Raw genomic sequence first — 18,431 nt, forward strand, 5'->3', positions numbered from 1 at the left:
AAGTACTATGTGTAAAGTGGCAGTATGGAGCAGACACATTGTAACAGCTGTCTGATCCAAGGGTGTGCAGCTTGCGGAACGTTTACAGTTTCTGTAGTTCTGATAAACAGATATTTCCGGATTATTTACAGTAAGCAGTAGGAAGTGCTGCGTAAACAGCTGCACATCTTACCAGATCATCTTTCCATGTTTTCTCGTTTGGAGCGTGAGCCTGTGCCTCTGCGCCAGGTCCAAATCCGATGCATGGGATTCCGTTACGTCCCATAATGGAAACACCGTTGGTAGAGAATGTCCACTTGTCGGTAAGAGGACGGGCTTTTCTCATAGCTTCTGTCTCAGCATTGCCCATACGCTCTGTGCCATACAGATTGTGGTAAGCTTCCTCAAGAGCAGAAGTAACCTTGTGATCCTTCGGGATTACCCATGTTGGGAAATAGCACTCGATTGGATATACCAGCTCTGTCCAGGATGGACGGGAGTACTCATACATGGAAACCTTAACATCGTCACCATACTTTTTGACAGATGGAAGTGCGCGGATCTCATCCAGGCAGCTCTCCCAGGTCTCACCTGCTGTCATACGACGGTCAAGGGAAACGGCACAGGAGTCGGCAACTGCACAACGGCTTGGGGATGTGAAGAAAATCTCAGAAGTAGTAACCGTACCTCTTCCAAGGAAGTTTGCTTCTTCCCATTCCGGGTTATATTTCTTATCCAGCATTTTTACAAGACCTTTGATCTCGGTCTCATCTGCAGCATCATTTTCATTTAATGCACGAACATCCTGAAGGATGTCAGCCATCTTATAGATTGCGTTGTCGCCACGCTCAGGAGCAGAACCATGGCAGGAAACACCTTTTACATCAATACGGATCTCCATACGTCCGCGCTGTCCACGGTAGATACCGCCGTCTGTAGGCTCTGTGGAAACAACAAATTCCGGACGAACCTTGTCTTCGTTGATGATGTACTGCCAGCAAAGACCATCGCAGTCCTCTTCCTGAACAGTTCCTGTAACAACAACCTGATATTTGTCATTAAGAAGACCAAGATCTTTCATGATCTTAGCACCGTAAACAGCAGATACGATACCACCCATCTGATCAGAAGTTCCACGTCCGCCGATCTCAGTCTCAGTCTCAAATCCTTCATAGGGATCGAATTCCCAGTTGTTTCTGTTTCCGATACCTACAGTATCAATATGTCCGTCGAAACCGATGAGAGTGCTTCCAGTTCCCATATAGCCAAGGATATTTCCCATTGGGTCAATCTCAACTTTATCAAAGCCAAGCTTCTCCATCTCTTCTTTAATACGCATTACATGATCCTTCTCACCGCAGCTCTCGCCTGGAAAGTGAACCAGATCACGAAGAAATTTGGTCATATCTGCTTCATAATTCTGTGCAGCTTCTTTGATTTTGTTATAATCCATAACTTTTTACCTCCGTTTTTTGTAAAAAAGTATCATATTGTTATAAAAAATTATTTGCTTAATGATTCGGTTGTTCCGTATAAGCCATCCCATACGATCTCACGGTAACGAACTGGATCTGTATCACCTTCTGTGGAGATTACCAGAATGTTGGAATTCTCATCCAGCTTCAGGGCCTCTTTCAGATCTTTGGCATCTTCGTCATGAAGCGCTATATATGCAAGCCCCAGCGGAACAGAACCAGATTCACCAGATATGATGTGTGGATCGTTTTCAAGAGGATTGGCATAAATACGTGTTGCCTTGGCACTCATCCAGTCTGGGCAGGACGCAAAGACGGTTACATGATTCTTCAGGATGTCCCATCCGATGGTATTTCCCTCGCCGCATGCAAGACCTGCCATAATGGTCTGAAGATCACCGGTTACATTTACCAGATTGCCGTCGGCCTGAACAGCAGAGCGATAGAGGCAGTCGGCAGCACTTGCTTCGCAGACAACCATTACCGGAGGATTTTCTTTATATTTGTGGGCAAAATATCCTACAACTGCACCTGCCAGAGAACCAACACCTGCCTGTACAAATACGTGTGTCGGGCGGTCAACGCCGTTCTCCTTCAGCTGTTTATCTGCTTCCAGTACCAGAGTGCCGTATCCCTGCATGATCCAGGATGGAATCTCCTCATAGCCGGCCCATGCAGTATCCTGAACGATGATGCCATGTTCTGTCTTAGCTGCTTCTGCGGCAGCCATTCTTACGCAGTCATCATAATTTACTTCTTCGATGGTTACTTCGGCGCCTTCCTTGGCGATGTTGTCAAAACGTGTCTTAGTGGTTCCTTTAGGCATTCTGACTACGGCTTTTTGTCCAAGGCGTTTAGCAGCCCATGCAACGCCGCGGCCGTGGTTTCCATCTGTAGCAGTGAAGAAAGTAGCCTGTCCGAATTCTTCTCTTAATTTATCAGAAGAGAGAACATTGTAAGGAAGCTGGCTGATATCGCGGCCGAGTTCCTTCGCTATGTAACGTCCCATTGCATAAGAGCCTCCAAGAACCTTAAAGGCGTTTAATCCGAAACGATAGGATTCATCTTTGCAGTAGATGCCCTTTACTCCAAGATAGGAAGCAAGAGCGGAAAGCTTCTGCAGTGGTGTTACGGAGTACTGGGGGAAACTTTTGTGGAATTCATTTGCTTTGGTTACGTTCTCTTCGGACATCAGGTCCAGGAATTTATCATCAGATCCCGGAACATGATTGACCGTCCATTTCAGTCCGTCTGTCATGGTGAAAACCTCCTTCGTGGTTTTAGTTATTAGAGTACATCTTAACTACATTTTTGTTTTCCTTATAAGTATAATAACATAAATAAATCAATTTGCAATAGAAAATACAAAAAAATTTAGCTTTCTCAAAAAATATTTAGTCTGATTGCAAGAGCCTTCTGATTGTGGTAAAATATAGGGTATGGCATTTGAAAAAAGCCGAAGAAAAATAATGAAAATACTTTTGAACCGGATGTATGGAGCGTACAGATTGCTGGAATGATTTTTCAAACACGCTACGGGAAAGGAGCAAGATTTTATGGCAGTATTTCGTGCATTTAAAGCACTTAGACCTACAGAGGGAAAGGCAGCAGCAGTAGCTGCCCTTCCATATGATGTAGTGAATAGAGAAGAGGCAGCAGCCATTGGGAAAGAGAATCCGGATTCTTTTCTCCATGTAGACAGAGCAGAGATGGATCTGCCGGCAGAGACGGACCTCTATGATGCGAAGGTTTATCAGAAAGCGAAAGAGAACCTGCATAAGATGGAGGAGACTGGCGTTCTGGTTCAGGACCATAAGCCATGCTACTACATATATGAACTGGTACGCAAGGGGAAGGTTCAGACTGGAATTGCAGGCTGCGCTTCTATTGATGATTATCTGAATAATGTGGTGAAAAAGCATGAACTTACCCGATCAGATAAAGAGCTGGACCGAATCAATCATGTGGATGTATGTGATGCTAACACAGGCCCCATTTATCTTGCCTGCCGTTATACAGATGCGTTGAGTGCTCTTCTTGAGCAGTGGAAAAAAGAGCACAAAGCAGCCTATGATTTTACAGAAGAGGACGAGATCACACACCGTGTGTGGGTGATCGATGGGGACGAGGCGATTAGCCAGATCCAGGATGAGATGGAGAAGATCCCTGCACTTTATATTGCAGATGGACATCACAGAGCTGTCTCTGCAGTGAAAGTGGGGCTGAAGCGACGTCAGGAGAATCCGGATTATACAGGGGAAGAAGCGTTTAACTATTTTCTTTCCGTTGTTTTTCCATATGACCAGCTTACCATTCTGGCATATAACCGTGTGGTGAGGGACTTGAATGGGCAGAGCGTGGAAGATGTCCTTGAGAAAATTAAAGAGAACTTCGACATGACGATTGTTCCAGGTTTTCCTGCAAAGCCAGTGGAGAAGCATTGCTTTGGTATGTATCTGGATGGTTTCTGGTATCTTCTGAAAGCGAAATCGGAGCTTTATGAGGGAAAAGATGTGGTTGGTCAGCTGGATTCCCAGATTCTTCAGGACGTGGTTTTAGGTCCAGTTCTTGGCATTGGTGATCCAAGGACTGACAAGCGTATTAAGTTTGTAGGCGGAAGTCATAAGTTAAGAGAACTTCAGACTCTGGCAGATGAGACCAGAGGCGTTGCGTTTGCGCTTTATCCTACTTCTATGGAAGATCTGATGCAGATTGCAGATGAGAGTAAGCTGATGCCGCCGAAATCCACCTGGTTTGAGCCGAAGCTGCGAAGCGGGATCTTTGTGCATAAGCTGAGAGGATGATAAAATGGAAACAGAAGAATTTATCTCAGGTTTTTGCAGAACCTGTAACGGCAGTCAGACAGTGTGCTGTGAATATGAAGAAAAAGATGGGAAAAGGATACTTACCTTTATGGACTGTGCCTATAAAAGATGTGTAAATCAGGGCGCCTGTGAAATTTATAAAGAAGCGCACCAGTTGGGAAGCGAGGAAGAGTAGCCGCAACCTGCAGGCAGCAGACTGCAGAAAGCCTTTTTAAACACGCTCTAACGAACAGCAGGTAAAACTGGCAGAGGGTGTTCTGACTGGTTTTATAAAATAAGCCATATAATAACCAAATCCTGTAATGAGGAGACGGTATTATATGGCTTTTTTATAACATGTTTCCAATATGTTATTTTTGTTATAAAATATAAAGAAATAACTATAATATTACTTGTTTACATCAATATAACTATAAAGCGTATATTTAGAGATTCCAAAATAATTCGCTACTTTATCTCCGGACTTTGTAATAAGGAAAGCTCCGGAATCATTAAGAAACTGGATCGCAGTTACCTTATCCTCTTTATTCATGAGAGCTACCGGCTTGCCTACAAGCTTCACGGATTCTTCGATGAGACGATCCAGAAGATCGTTGACACTGTGAGTGATCTGCTTCGGCTTCTCTTCTTTGTTCTTCGGGGTGATCAGATCATCAAGGGCACTGTTGATCAGGGTCAGCTTGGTGATGTCGTAGTTGATGCCGAATACATAGTGAAGGCTGCCGTCATCGTCCTTTATATATGAAGTACTGCACTTCAAAATCTTGCCGTCTGCTGTTTTCATCAGGTAACCATTGTGGTCGGCTGGAGCACAGTCACTTCCCCGTCCTTTCTGGCGGATGCCGTCGAAAACTGCGTCCGATGGACCGTCACCTACATTTCGTCCGGTTACGTGTCCGTTTACAATATAGATAATGGAATGCTCCGGTTCTTTTGTCTTCAGATCATGGATGACGACCTCGCAGTCGTTCCCGAATTCTGCTGCGATATCCTGCGCAATCTGCTCTAAGACAGTTAATCTTCCCATATTTGTTCCCTCCTGTTTTGGATTTGATTTTTTTATTAAGAGCAGGAAAATCCTGCCATGGGTCGATGCCTGGAATCTCCGCATAGAATCCGGGCATCCTGTCTGTATTTATTACTGTTCACTGGGAGCGTTCCGCGAGGTGTTTTTTGTGAACAGAGTTCACAGAAAACCCGAGAATGTCGGCGCGAAATCATGCAAGGCATGATTTCTGTGCATCGCGAAGCGGGTTGCTGTGAACGTAGTGAACAGTAACCTGTATTCGTATGTTGCAGATAGTAACGAATGACTTACTATATTTATAATAGCATGTCAGAAAAAAAATAAAAAGACAATTTTACAAAAAAATTATTGAAGGCTTAAAAAATTTCGTATTTATTTTGTTGAAGATGGAAAATACATGTGGTATATTTACATTAAAATAAGATATGAGGTAAATAAAATTGGTTATTTTGTATAAATGCAAGTCAATGTGGAAGAAAAATAAATACAGGACTGGCTTGGGAATGGCAGATAACTACAGAAATGTGAAGGGAGGATCTGTTGTATGAAATATCTTTTGAAAAACGGAACCGTAATATCAGGTGCAGGCACAAGGAAACAGGATGTGTTGGTGGAAGGCGAAAAAATCATAAAAGTAGGAGAGGAGCTTTCACAGCCAGATGCCAAGGTGGTGGATGTATCTGGTAAGCTCCTTTTCCCGGGATTTATTGACGGACATACCCATTTTGACCTGGAGGTCGCAGGTACTGTAACAGCAGATGATTTCGAGACAGGAACAAGAGCGGCAATCCTTGGCGGAACCACTCTGGTTATTGATTTTGCTTCACAGGATAAAGGTGGACATACCCTGAAAGAGGGCCTTGAGAAGTGGCACAAAAAGGCTGACGGCAAATGCTCCTGTGACTATTCTTTTCACATGTCCATTGTGGAATGGAATGAGGAGACAAAGAAAGAAATTCAGGATATGATTAATGAGGGCATTACCAGCTTCAAGCTATATATGACTTACCCGGCAATGATCGTAGACGACGAGGATCTTTATAAGATCATAAAGGCCTTAAATGAAAAAGGCTGTTTCGCAGGCGTACATTGTGAAAATGCAGGCGTGATCGACGCATTGACCCAGGAAGCGAAAGCACAGGGAAAACTGGGTCCGGAGAATCATCCTCTTGTACGTCCGGATACCATGGAAGCCGAGGCAGTACACCGTCTTCTTGTAATTGCGAAGGAAGCAGGAGCTCCGGTCATGGTGGTGCATTTGACCAACCGCAAGGCATACGAAGAAATCATCCGTGCCCGGGAAAATGGTCAGACCGTATTTGCAGAGACCTGTCCTCAGTATCTTCTTCTGGACGACAGCGTTTATTCCAAACCTGATTTCGAAGGTGCCAAATATGTGTGCGCTCCGCCAATCCGCAAGAAAGCGGATCAGGATTGCCTGTGGAAAGCCCTGGCAGATGGAGATATCCAGACAGTAGCTACAGACCAGTGCAGCTTTACCCTTGCCCAGAAAGCAATGGGAAAAGCGGATTTTACCAAGATTCCAGGTGGCCTGCCGGGAGTTCAGACAAGGGGAACTCTTCTTTATACTTACGGCGTGCGCACCGGCAAAATTACAGTCGAGAAAATGTGCCAGCTTCTGTGTGAAAATCCAGCTAAGTTGTACGGTGTATATCCAAACAAAGGAGTTATCGCCGAAGGCAGCGACGCAGACATTGTAGTATTTGATCCGGAAAAAGAGAATGTAATTTCTGCGGAAACACATGCTTATAATACAGACAATAACCCCTATGAAGGCTTTGAAATACATGGAGATATTGACAAGGTATTCCTCCGGGGAAAACTTGCTGTGGATGATGGAAAACTGGTGCAGGAGAAACTTGGAACTTATATTAAGAGAGGATTGAGACAGCCACTGGCCTAGAACGTGTCTGAAAAAGGCTTTTTGCAAGATGTGCGCCACAATTTGTGGGAGATTTTACCCGAACTCGGTTGCCGTAGCCCGCGTTTTTTGAAAGTGAATATTGTCTGAAAAGTGAGCAGATCATGAAGGAAAGTATTGGGCAGCAGCGAAAGAAATAATGAAAGCGAAGAAAAAAGGAACAGCCATAATTGCAGCTATTTCTGTAACTGTTAAAAGATAATGTAAGGTAGCCGTAAAATAATGAATGACCAGAAACTCTTACAGTAAAGGAAATAAGAGTTTCTGGTCATTTAAGTTTTGTGAGATGTGAATGAACTGCTATTGTGCAACTAAAGATATGAGAGCAAATAATACTTTTTAGCTTTTAAAGCTTACTTTCTGCGCTAAATCATAAATCATGTCTTTTCACATACCCTGTCAGAAACAGTGCAGCGGCTCCGTCACATGTGGCATTACATGCTGCTGCAAAAGCATCATTCAGTGCAAAAACAGCGAACATCAGCGCCAAACCGGAATCTCCGAATTTCAGGATTCCTGTCAGGGTTCCCAGGGATACCATTACGGTTCCCCATGGAAGTCCGGGTGTGCCAATGGAACAGGTGGCAAGCAAAATACTGAAGATCACCATAGTTCCCGGTGCAGGAACAGAGCCGTACAGAATACGGGAGATCATCATAGCGAAGAATACCTCTGCAAGCACAGAACCACAGTGATGAATCTGGGTAAAAAGAGGAATTGCCTCTTTGATAAGCTCGGAATCAAGCGGCACACATTTGTCAGCTGCTTCCTGTGAATATTTTTCCACAGCTGTGGAAGAATGGGTTCTTAAAGCCATTTTACAGATCGGTATATAATTTTTCAAAATTCCCCATGCCTTTTCTCCGGCATAAGATCCTGCAATATGATACAGAACCAACACCCAGACCATATAAGCCGGAATTATAATAATAAGTGCCAGAAGCAACAGTGGCAGATACTTGATGAAATATCCCTGATAAGCCAGTGTACATAGAGAAAGCCCGATATAAGCAGGCAGCAGTGGAAGAAGAATCCTGGACATCAGGGAAAGGGTGATTCCCCGAAACTCCTGCAAAAGCTCTTTGGTTCGCACTGCATTGGTCCAGCAGGCACCAAGGGCAAGCAAAATAGCAAGTACTAACGCGCTCAGTGCAGAAACCGGTGCTGGAATGGGAAGCTCAAACAAGGTATCCGGCAGGAAGCGGAAAGATAAACTGTCTGTGGATACCGGAAGTTTTGGAATGATCAGATATCCAAGAACGGATGCGAAAGCTGCGGCTCCAAGCATGGAAAAATAAGTGATCCGGACAATTGGCGCGGTGACTGGTGTGGGAGCTTTTTTTACGGAAATAATGGAAGATGCCACAAGACCGATAATGATCAGCGGTGCCAGAAAGGTGATTATCTGACTTAGCACATAACGGGCTGTAACCACCAGATTCAAAGCCCCGGAGGTCAGTCCCATAGTTCTTGTGGCATTTAAAAACAGGCCTGCAAGGAGGCCGGGTATACTGACTGCCAGAATCCGAATGGGAAAACTGGCCATAATTCTTTTTTTCTTCATTGTGAAAATTCCTCCGGATGTATTATAATATATAGGAATGAAAGGTGCAATGAAATTTTAACCGCTGCATCATCCTCTTGCCAATAAAAGGTTACTGTTCACTCCGTGACCAGTAACGCGCTTCGCGATGCACAGAAATCATGCATTCGCATGATTTCGCGCCGCAATTCTCGGGTTTTCCGTGAACTTTGTTCACAAAAAACACCTCGCGGAACGTTACCGGTGAACAGTAACAATAAAAGGGATTGATTAAAGAATGCCTGGTAATGATGGCAGGAAGGGATGGGTAGTTGATATGACAGGATGGAGTGAAAAATCATGTATAATAAAATTTATCAGATTCTTGATGAAAAAGGCAGGGCAAAAACTGGAATTTTTCTGGATGGACCATATATGGGAAAGAAGTGCATTTTGAAACCAGAAACGGTTATTAGAGAAGAAAACTGTGGTGAAGCTGCTGAAAAAAAATCAGGTGTACAGCTGATCCCCGAGAAAACGGAAGATGCTTCCATATGGGATAATTATCTGAATATTCTGAGTGAGACGAAAGAGACAAAAGTGACAGAAGCAGACGGTCACCGGCTTTTCGTAGAAGATTACCGCAAGAATCCAAGGCTTGTGATCTTTGGCGGCGGTCACGTATCCCAGCCTACTGCTCATCTGGGAAAAATGCTTGGTTTCCATGTAACGATCATGGATGACAGAGAATATTTCGTGACAAAGGAGCGTTTTCCAGAAGCAGACCAGCTGGTCTACGGTGATTTTAAAGAACTGGATAAGTACATTACGCCTTACGATAACACTTATTATGTAATCCTTACCAGAGGCCACATTGGTGATGCAGACTGCCTTCGCAGGCTTCTCCATCGTCCCTACGAATATCTTGGCATGATCGGCAGCAAAAACAAAGTGCGGATCACCAGGGAAAATCTTCTAAAAGAAGGTTACACTCTGGAGCAATTGGACGAAGTCCATGCACCAATCGGAATTCCTCTTGGCGGGCAGCTTCCGGAGGAAATTGCAGTGAGCATTATGGCAGAGATCATTAAGGTAAAAAATCAGCATTATTCCGCATACTGTGATGAAAAAGTAGAGACAGCAGTTCTGGAAGGTCGTCATGGTGTCATGGTCACTATCGCAGAGAAATCCGGCTCTTCTCCAAGAGGAGTAGGAAGCAAAATGTTCGTAGAACCATCCGGACACATTACAGGCAGCATTGGCGGCGGCAAAGTAGAGTACGAAGCCATCAATCATTGTAAAGAAGTAAAAGAAAAAGAAGTAAAACACTATGCCTTAACAGCAGACGGCCAGGACAGTCTTGGAATGATCTGCGGCGGACAGGTGACGGTGGTATTTGAGCGGGTATAAGTTATGGAATGGGAAAATGTTCCTATAACACGTACAAGATCACATTGTAAACCAATAAGAATTCAGGCTGGCTTCTACAGAAGATATGTGGACCAGGCTGTTTTCTTTGTGTATATAAAACATAGATGTGATGGCACTTCTAAAAAAGAAATCAATCCCTGTCCGCTCTGACAGACAATTCCCCAAACTTAAAATTATCTAAATATCATAGATTTACAATTCGTGTCATTTTCTGGCGTTTCGTGACAGAATTATTGAAATAATTTCCGACTTTTTTATAATGAGAATAACAAATGGGAGACATCAGATGGAAAAGGAGGGATGTCGTGTATTGTATTGCTATATTGACTGATCAGAAACAGGAAGGACAGAACTGTGCGGAATATATCAGAAATTACTGTACAGAAAAGAAAGTTTTTCCATTGATTGAAATCTATCAGGACCAGGAACAATTTTTTGAGTGGACACGAAAAACAGTACCGGCAGTGGTGTTTCTTGCATTACCTGGTGTGTCCGGTTTGAATGCGGCAGAACATCTTCGTTCCCTGTATCCCAAATGTGGGATCATCTGGTGCAGTGATCTTGATTTTTCGCTTCATGCGTTCAGGATGCGGATAGAATATTTTTTTATGAAACCTATGGAAGAGCAAAAAATAAAAGAAGGACTTTCCATTTGGTTTGAACGCAGCAAGGTAATATGATAAAAACACTCAGGAGGAAAACAATATGAAGAAAAGAGCTTTAATTCTTGCAATGATCACTTTTATAGCTGCTGCAACATCTGAATCATCAATAAATATGGTACGTGCAGAAGAAACACAGACGGAGGAAAATACAGCTCAGACATCAGAACTGCCCATAAAGACACTTACACAGAAGGTTATTGACGAGAATCCTTATATGGCAGCAAGTGATTCCAATATTCATCATGACTGCTACAATACAGATTCCACAGACGAAGTATTACCGGTAGGCATTTATTCAGAAATCAATGTTTCTTATGAAAAAACCAATGCAAATGCGTCTCCTGCTATCTTTTTCGATTCCTATGGACATGCAGTGGTTCCGTTGCTTGGTGGACTGGCAATTCGTGATATCAATGCAGAGGAAACACAGACACTGGGATATTTTTCTCCAAAACAGCATGACAATGGAGAATATCTGATCCAGAGCTCCTATTCCTTTGTAGATGAGAGTAACCGTCTGGTGTGTCCGACCAATAATAACCATGTGCTGATGCTGAAAGCAACAGATGAAGACGGAAACGTACTTCCGGAATTTGAGAAAGTGCTGGATATTGATATTAAAGCAGCGGCAGAGGCAGCACTTGGAAAAACACTGGATCAGAATCTTCTTGCTGTAGTGTTTGACTATGAAGGAAATCTCTGGTTTGCAACCGGAGGATTCCGTATTTACCCTGACAGGAAACAGCAGGGTGCTATGGGCTATATTTCCCGTACAGCTATTGATGCCATTTTAAATGGAGAGGAAACGGATCTGTCAGAGGCAGTCTTCGTATATGAGCTGGCTCCGGGAGAGGGTGCAGAGAATGGAATTGCAGCATCCAAGGATGGAGCAGTGATCCTGACGAATCAGAACTGTTATCTGCTGCAGGCGGACAATGGGGTGAAGAAAATCTGGGAAACTCCTTACGAGAGTGCTGGTGCGAAAGAAAGCAAAGAAGGGGATGAAACAACTGGCGGAGGTCTTGCCTGGGGCAGCGGATGCTCTCCATCCCTTACAAAAGATCTGGTGATGTTTACCGATAATCAGGAGACCGTAAATCTCCTTGCTCTGGATATGAAAACAGGAGAAGTTGTTGCAAGTCTTCCTGTGATCGATGAACTTCCGGAGGGCAGCCAGGTATCTGTTGAAAATTCTGCGATCGTATATGATAACGGTGCAGGAACCGTAAGTACCATCGTATGTAACTGGTTTGGTGCAGGAAGTGCCAACCTGGGAAAAGAGGACAGTGATTCCTCCATTCAGAGTTATACCAATATTTATGATGAAAATTGGTTGAAACAGGGAAATAAAATGATCACGCCGGGTGTGGAACGTGTAGATACGATTAAGACTGAGGATAGATATGAAATGAAGAGTATCTGGTGCAGAAGTGATCTGTCAGATACTTCCATGATGAAATTATCTACGGCAACCGGATATATCTACGGATATGTACAGAATCTGGAAACCGGTATGTGGCAGTATATTATACTTGATTTTGAGACCGGTGAAACTGTTTTTTCCATGGATGTTGCCAGCAAGCCTATGTACAACAACATGGCTATCGGAATGTATGCCGGAAACAGCGGAAATTCACTTTACTGTCCTACCGGTTATCTGGAACTTCTGAGACTTCAGGACAGATTCGTTTATCTGCCGGAAATGCCTTATCGTAGGGTTGATCTGGATCAGGCGATGCGCAATGTGTTAAGCCAGGAGAAATTTGCGGCAGATGGTGGTCTGGGAGATGTGGAAGGATGGCTGAATACGATCACAATTGAGAACGTACATCCGAATACAACCGTTGCAATACGTATGAAAGGAATCTCTGGGGAAACAGGTTCTCTGAAGCTGTATGCATACGGCACAGATGGTACCTTGAAAGAAGTTCCGGCAGAGAAATGGCATATCCAGACAGAAGATGGTGAAACACCGGATACATTATCCGAAGATGTACTGTATGAGGTACACATGACTGTGGAAGATGGCGGTGACTTTGATCTCAGTGAAACAGAAAAGGAGATTAAGATATCTGCTGTTCTGGGAATCTGAAGGAGATCTGATAAACAACCACCAGTTGAGCCGGTGGTTGTTAACTAAGAACGCTTTATTTCAAATTACTGTTCACTCCGTGACCAGTAACTATTTCAAATATGCTTTATTGCAAAGATACACTTAGGGGTTGCATAATTTGTAATAATACTGTATATTAATTGTAACGATTCGCGAAATGAGTCTGTTTTTGTAATATTATATGAAAAGAAGATGAATCAATTCAAAGCACCATTGCTTTGTAAAGGAGGAACTATATTATGAAAAAAGCAGCATTAGCCGTTTTGCTTCTGGGCGCAGCACTTTGCATCCCTGGATGTGGATTTGAGGAAGGTGCAGGAGCAAGCGTTACAGTTATACAGGCAACCCCGACCCCTATTCCAACACCAACCCCTGAGGTGACTCCTACACCAGAAGTTACTCCTACTCCAGAACCAGTTGTAGAGCAGACTGCAAGCGGTGTGAATGTAACCAAGCAGGATGGTACATATGTTGCGAATGCAGATATTAACCTTCGTGCAGATGCAAGTGCAGATGCTACCTGGATTGCAGGTGTAACAAGCGGTACACAGCTTACAAGTACAGGTGTATGCGACAATGGCTGGATTGAGGTTTCCTATGAGGGACAGACTGCTTATGTGTCCGGTGATTATGTAAGTGCAGTGGCAGCTGACGGTGCAGCCGCAGATGGAACTGCTGATCAGGCAGCTACAGAAGGAAGTGCAGATGCTGCAGCTGATGAGGCTGTCGCAGGCTGACAGGCTGGAAATTTAAGCGATGAAATGATGAGATGAAAGACGCTATGTAAATGGATGATATTATCGTTTGCATAGCGTTTTTTGAGTACTAAAGAAATTCCCTCCTGCCATGAAATGGTAAGAGGGAGATTTCTGAATATATCAAATCAAATTATTCCGGATAAACCAGTCTGTCTGGCTTGATGTCATACAGCACTTCATCCAGGAACTTCTTAGCCAGATATTTCGCCATTCCAAGGTTCATATCCAGATAATTTCCACAGTCTTTCGGGGAAGCACCAGGAACCTCGCCCTGGAAATCACGGATAAACTCAAAGGTTTCAACCATAAGCGGAACAATATCCTTAGATTCATAATCTCCGTTCAGCAGCAGATAATTGCCGGTACGGCAGCCCATTGGTCCCCAGTAGATCATCTTCGGTCCGAATTCCTTGTGGTTGCGAAGAAAAGTAGCAGCAAGATGCTCAATGGTGTGAAGCTCTGCTGTGTTCATAACAGGCTCCTCATTTGGGGAAGTCATACGAATGTCAAAAGTGGTGATCACACTATTTCCAACCGGATCCTTGCGGGAAACGTAAACGCCTGGCTGAAGTTTGATGTGATCTATTGTGAAACTGGTAATCTTTTCCATAAAAAAGACCTCGCTTTCTGATAAATTCTTTCTTGATTTTAGCAGACAATACAAGCTGTGGCAAGACAAAGAAAAAGAAATTGAACAATCTGTGAAAACAATTGTTTTTTACGTGATTTTCGTTATAATAGAAAAAGATGGCATCAAGAATTGGAGGCATAAAATCATGAAAAAAAGAAAAATTCTGGCAATGCTGATGGTGGCAGCTCTTTCCGCAGGAATGCTGGCAGGCTGTGGTTCAGATGATACGAAAGAGGAAAGCAAGAGCACAGAAGCAGATACTAAGGAGAATACAGAAGAAAATAAAGACACTGAAGAAACAAAAGAGGAAAGTACAGAGGAAAGTGCTGACCAGCCAGAAGGAACGGAGGAAGAAGTTTCCGGCTTTACAGACGGTTCCGGGGATGGAGAAGGTACAGATGAGACAGCAGACGATACCAGCACTGTTCTGGATACTTCAGAGCCTCTTACCGGTCTTCATCATGCAGAGATTGAGGTGAAGGACTACGGTACCATTAAGGTGGAACTGGATGCGGACACAGCACCTATCAGTGTAACCAACTTTGTGAAACTGGCACAGGAGCATTTCTATGACGGACTTACTTTCCACCGTATTATTGATGGATTTATGATCCAGGGCGGAGATCCGGAAGGAACCGGAAGAGGAGGCTCTGATGAGACTATTAAGGGCGAGTTTTCTGAGAATGGTGTAAAGAACGATATTTCCCATGAGAGAGGTGTGATCTCCATGGCAAGATCCTCAGACCCGGACAGTGCAAGCTCCCAGTTCTTTATCGTGCAGTCTGACAGTACCTATCTGGATGGACAGTATGCCGCTTTCGGACATGTGACAGAAGGCATGGACATTGTTGACCAGATCTGCAAGGATGCAAAGCCTACAGATAACAATGGAACTATTTCAGCAGATGAGCAGCCGGTGATGACAAGCGTTACCGTTATTGACTGACAAAGTACAGTTTAAGAATACCGAAGATAAAATACCCCTTTGGCAGACACAAATAATTACAGTCTGTCTAAGGGGTGTTTTTGAGTAAATATATGGAAAAAAGTTGTTGCTTTTTGTATACAAGTTACAGTTTGACTACAAGTACGGGCATAGGCGGATGATTAGGACGGTTGTAATATTCTGTTTTGATAACCAGAAATTTCCTGGAATCCAGTACCTTCAGCCATTCCAGCAGTGCATCCCGTTCCTCAAACCCGGAATCTCCGCCGCTGTAGATACACAGCATCAGGATCCCGCCCTTTTTCAAAAGGGACAGGGATACGGTAAGTGCCTGAATACTGGATTCTGCCCTTGTGGCAAGAGTATGATCGCCCTTCGGCAGATAGCCGAAATTGAATACAATGCAGCTTACACTCACAGGCTCTGCGTATTTTCCCATATTTACGTGGGAATCCAGAAATAGTTCATAATTGTGGGGGGCATTTTCTTTTTCGAGCCGCTCTCTGGTATTGGCAAGTGCTATTTCCTGAATATCGAAAGCGAGTACATGCCCTTTTTCCCCACAAAGACGGGAAAGAAGCAGAGTGTCATTTCCGTTTCCCATGGTGGCATCAATGCAAAGGTCTCCTTCTTTTACATGCTCTGAGATAAAGTGGGCGCACCACTGTGTGATCTGGTAGTTCATAATGGTTCCTTTCTTTTGTAGTATCCTTATAATGAAAGTCGAAAACAGATGGCAAAATTTCCCGCAAAGTGGGGCATGCAGGTTGCGGGAAGGATTTTCAAACATGCTCTGGAATAGCTGTTAAAAGTCTAAGGTTATTATAACAGATAAAAAAACAAAGAAAAGATGCATATAAAGGTAAATTATGTATGAAAAGCCGAACATATAAAAAATACATTGCATTCATACGTCTCTTTGCATTATAATAAGCGGTACGGACAAAAGGTATAAAATAACAGATGAATTTTGTCCAAAAGATTTCAAAGAGAGATGAGGGAAGATAATGTTAGAGGGAAAGACAGTTCTTCTGGGAGTTACTGGAAGTATTGCAGCATATAAGATTGCATATCTTGCAAGTACGCTGAAGAAGCAGCAGGCAGACGTTCATGTGCTAATGACCAGAAATGCCACTAATTTTATTAATCCCATTACTTTTGAGACACTTACCGGGAATAAATGCCTTGTGGATACCTTTGACCGGAATTTTCAGTTCCAGGTAGAGCATGTGTCCATTGCGAAAAAGGCTGACGTTGTGATGATCGCACCGGCAAGTGCTAATGTGATAGGCAAGCTGGCTCATGGAATTGCAGACGATATGCTTACAACCACCATTATGGCATGCAGATGCAAGAAATTTATTTCTCCGGCGATGAACACCAATATGTTCGAGAACCCCATTGTCCAGGATAATCTAAAAACCTTGGAGCATTATGGATACGAAGTAATCGATCCTGCTGTAGGCTATCTTGCATGCGGCGATACTGGAGCTGGCAAAATGCCGGAGCCTGAGACTCTTTTAAACTATATTTTGAGAGAGTGTGCCTGTGAGAAGGATATGAAAGGGCTGAAGGTGCTGGTTACCGCCGGTCCTACCCAGGAGGCAATTGATCCTGTCCGTTATATTACCAACCATTCTTCCGGCAAGATGGGCTATGCCATTGCAAAAATGGCTATGCTGCGCGGAGCAGATGTCACACTGGTAAGTGGACGTACTGCACTTGCACCGCCACCATTTGTGAGAGTGGTTCCAGTGGTAACAGCCAGAGATATGTATGAGGCTGTAACCTCTGTCAGTCAGGAACAGGATATTATCATTAAAGCAGCAGCAGTGGCAGACTATCGTCCGGCCAGTGTGAGCGATGAAAAAATTAAAAAGAAAGACGATGACATGTCCATTGCCCTTGAGAGAACAGATGATATTCTGAAATATCTTGGAGAGCACAAACCGGATGGACAGTTTCTCTGTGGATTTTCCATGGAAACAGAGAATATGATCGGTAATTCCAGAGTCAAACTTACCAGGAAAAATCTGGATATGGTAGCTGCCAACAATGTAAAAATGGCAGGCGCCGGATTCCAGGGGGACACCAATGTTCTGACTCTGATTACACAGGATGAGGAAGTATCACTCCCGCTAATGAGCAAGGAGGATGCAGCCGGTAAGATCCTGGATAAAATACTGCTTGAGAGAGTTCGCAGATAGTTATTTACAGGCTGTCATTCTGGCAGCATTTATAAATCTTTTGCGAAGCCGCAGGCAGTGGCACTGGTGTTATATTCGCAGATTGTATTTTGTAAATCTGGACAGAGGATAACACATTTTTCAGAGTGGCGGGTAAATACAAAAAAAGCATGCCCGCTGTTCCATACCGTATTGTATCCCTGAGTCTGAACAGGCTCTAATATAGGGAACGATAACAAGGAGGACAACATGAACAAAAAATTTACAACATCTCAAATCACCTTACTGGGCCTTATGATCGCAATTCTGCTTCTTATGGCTTACACACCTCTTGGCTACCTGAATATCGGGCCTCTTGCAATCACCTTTAATATTATTCCGGTTGCCATCAGCGCAATTACAATGGGACCTGTAGGCGGAGCCATTGCGGGAGCCGTATTCGGACTTACCAGCTTTGGACAGTGTATCGGCATTGGCGGTACCAGCCTTATGGGTGTTACCTTATTCGGAATCAATCCATTCCTGGCGTTTGTTCAGAGATTTATTCCAAGACTGGTTGACGGACTTCTTCTTGGATATATTTTCCAGGGAGTCCGCAGAAAATCAAAAAATATTTATCTTTCCTGCGCTGTAACAGGATTTCTTTCCGCATTTTTAAATACTCTGTTTTTTATGGGGTTATTAGTTGGCCTTTTCGGAAATACCGAGTATGTACAGGGACTTATGGGTGGAAAAAACGTGATTCTGTTCATCTGTACATTTGTAGGAATCAACGCAGTATGTGAAATGCTTTCCGCTACCGTTATCACAGGTGCTGTAGGTGCAGCCCTTTACAAGGCAAGGCTTCTTCCGGGAACAGAGAAGAAATCTGAGAAAGTGGTAAAAACAGCAGAAGTTTAAGAAAATTGAAAACAGCCAGATTGTTTCTGAA

Annotated in this window: 16 protein-coding genes and 3 pseudogenes; 12 read left to right on the top strand and 7 right to left on the bottom strand. The window is 43.6% G+C overall.

Annotation, left to right across the window (positions count from 1 at the left end):
• Nucleotides 1-121: 121 nt before the first annotated feature.
• Complete coding sequence (locus tag ACESTK_RS07395) at nt 122-1,432, bottom strand: YgeY family selenium metabolism-linked hydrolase (RefSeq protein WP_195380237.1); 1,311 nt, start codon at nt 1,430-1,432, stop codon at nt 122-124.
• Between the two features lie 50 nt (nt 1,433-1,482).
• A complete protein-coding gene (gene dpaL / locus ACESTK_RS07400; protein ID WP_373119340.1) occupies nt 1,483-2,712 on the bottom strand; it encodes a diaminopropionate ammonia-lyase in 1,230 nt (409 codons plus the stop codon).
• 237 nt (nt 2,713-2,949) lie between these two features.
• Here dpaL and ACESTK_RS07405 point away from each other — a divergent pair.
• The 3 genes and pseudogenes from ACESTK_RS07405 to ACESTK_RS07415 all read left to right on the top strand — a co-directional run.
• Nucleotides 2,950-3,033: pseudogene (locus tag ACESTK_RS07405) on the top strand (DUF6783 domain-containing protein); the annotation flags it as partial.
• Nucleotides 3,011-4,258 (top strand): DUF1015 domain-containing protein, encoded by a 1,248-nt coding sequence (locus tag ACESTK_RS07410; protein WP_368371179.1) that lies wholly within the window; start codon nt 3,011-3,013, stop codon nt 4,256-4,258. The pseudogene ACESTK_RS07405 and the gene ACESTK_RS07410, both read left to right, overlap by 23 nt.
• Nucleotides 4,259-4,262: 4 nt before the next feature.
• Complete coding sequence (locus ACESTK_RS07415) at nt 4,263-4,454, top strand: hypothetical protein (protein ID WP_118583384.1); 192 nt, start codon at nt 4,263-4,265, stop codon at nt 4,452-4,454.
• Between the two features lie 213 nt (nt 4,455-4,667).
• Here ACESTK_RS07415 and ACESTK_RS07420 read toward each other — a convergent pair whose 3' ends face one another.
• Nucleotides 4,668-5,306: a transcriptional regulator gene (locus tag ACESTK_RS07420; RefSeq protein ID WP_118583386.1), complete on the bottom strand. Its 639-nt coding sequence runs from the start codon at nt 5,304-5,306 to the stop codon at nt 4,668-4,670.
• A 544-nt stretch (nt 5,307-5,850) separates the two neighbouring features.
• On the opposite strand from ACESTK_RS07420, the gene hydA reads away from it, so the two are divergent.
• On the top strand, nt 5,851-7,230 hold the full coding sequence (hydA, locus tag ACESTK_RS07425) for a dihydropyrimidinase (protein ID WP_270431573.1): 1,380 nt from the start codon (nt 5,851-5,853) through the stop codon (nt 7,228-7,230).
• A gap of 7 nt (nt 7,231-7,237) precedes the next feature.
• Nucleotides 7,238-7,303 (top strand): annotated as a pseudogene (locus tag ACESTK_RS07430) (DUF6783 domain-containing protein); the annotation flags it as partial.
• Here ACESTK_RS07430 and ACESTK_RS07435 read toward each other — a convergent pair.
• A pseudogene (locus tag ACESTK_RS07435) lies at nt 7,280-7,354 on the bottom strand (hypothetical protein); the annotation flags it as partial. The pseudogenes ACESTK_RS07430 and ACESTK_RS07435 sit on opposite strands and share 24 nt — an antisense overlap.
• A gap of 264 nt (nt 7,355-7,618) precedes the next feature.
• Nucleotides 7,619-8,812 (bottom strand): cation:dicarboxylate symporter family transporter, encoded by a 1,194-nt coding sequence (locus ACESTK_RS07440; protein ID WP_373119343.1) that lies wholly within the window; start codon nt 8,810-8,812, stop codon nt 7,619-7,621.
• Nucleotides 8,813-9,130: 318 nt separating this feature from the next.
• On the opposite strand from ACESTK_RS07440, the gene ACESTK_RS07445 reads away from it, so the two are divergent.
• The 4 genes from ACESTK_RS07445 (at nt 9,131) to ACESTK_RS07460 (ending at nt 13,716) form a co-directional block, all read left to right on the top strand.
• Nucleotides 9,131-10,180 (top strand): XdhC/CoxI family protein, encoded by a 1,050-nt coding sequence (locus tag ACESTK_RS07445; RefSeq protein ID WP_256144182.1) that lies wholly within the window; start codon nt 9,131-9,133, stop codon nt 10,178-10,180.
• 293 nt (nt 10,181-10,473) lie between these two features.
• Nucleotides 10,474-10,881 carry a response regulator gene (locus ACESTK_RS07450; protein ID WP_373119345.1) on the top strand — a complete coding sequence of 136 codons (408 nt, stop codon included), beginning with the start codon at nt 10,474-10,476 and terminating at the stop codon, nt 10,879-10,881.
• Between the two features lie 97 nt (nt 10,882-10,978).
• A complete protein-coding gene (locus ACESTK_RS07455; protein ID WP_373119403.1) occupies nt 10,979-12,958 on the top strand; it encodes a hypothetical protein in 1,980 nt (659 codons plus the stop codon).
• A gap of 260 nt (nt 12,959-13,218) precedes the next feature.
• A complete protein-coding gene (locus tag ACESTK_RS07460) occupies nt 13,219-13,716 on the top strand; it encodes an SH3 domain-containing protein (protein ID WP_118579901.1) in 498 nt (165 codons plus the stop codon).
• Between the two features lie 151 nt (nt 13,717-13,867).
• Here the strand turns inward: ACESTK_RS07460 and ACESTK_RS07465 are convergent, their stop codons facing one another.
• Complete coding sequence (locus ACESTK_RS07465) at nt 13,868-14,347, bottom strand: S-ribosylhomocysteine lyase (protein ID WP_118579904.1); 480 nt, start codon at nt 14,345-14,347, stop codon at nt 13,868-13,870.
• 166 nt (nt 14,348-14,513) lie between these two features.
• Here ACESTK_RS07465 and ACESTK_RS07470 point away from each other — a divergent pair, with 166 nt between their 5' ends.
• Nucleotides 14,514-15,314: a peptidylprolyl isomerase gene (locus ACESTK_RS07470; RefSeq protein WP_118579907.1), complete on the top strand. Its 801-nt coding sequence runs from the start codon at nt 14,514-14,516 to the stop codon at nt 15,312-15,314.
• A gap of 124 nt (nt 15,315-15,438) precedes the next feature.
• Here the strand turns inward: ACESTK_RS07470 and ACESTK_RS07475 are convergent, their stop codons facing one another.
• Complete coding sequence (locus ACESTK_RS07475; protein WP_264295785.1) at nt 15,439-15,999, bottom strand: class I SAM-dependent methyltransferase; 561 nt, start codon at nt 15,997-15,999, stop codon at nt 15,439-15,441.
• Between the two features lie 322 nt (nt 16,000-16,321).
• Here ACESTK_RS07475 and coaBC point away from each other — a divergent pair, with 322 nt between their 5' ends.
• Together coaBC and ACESTK_RS07485 are read left to right on the top strand one after the other, a co-directional pair.
• Complete coding sequence (gene coaBC, locus ACESTK_RS07480; protein ID WP_118579910.1) at nt 16,322-17,521, top strand: bifunctional phosphopantothenoylcysteine decarboxylase/phosphopantothenate--cysteine ligase CoaBC; 1,200 nt, start codon at nt 16,322-16,324, stop codon at nt 17,519-17,521.
• Nucleotides 17,522-17,749: 228 nt separating this feature from the next.
• A complete protein-coding gene (locus tag ACESTK_RS07485) occupies nt 17,750-18,400 on the top strand; it encodes an ECF transporter S component (RefSeq protein WP_118579913.1) in 651 nt (216 codons plus the stop codon).
• Nucleotides 18,401-18,431 lie beyond the last annotated feature (31 nt).

It is taken from the genome of Ruminococcus sp. Marseille-P328, assembly GCF_964249465.1.
Taxonomy (GTDB): Bacteria; Bacillota; Clostridia; order Lachnospirales; family Lachnospiraceae; genus Blautia_A; species Blautia_A faecis.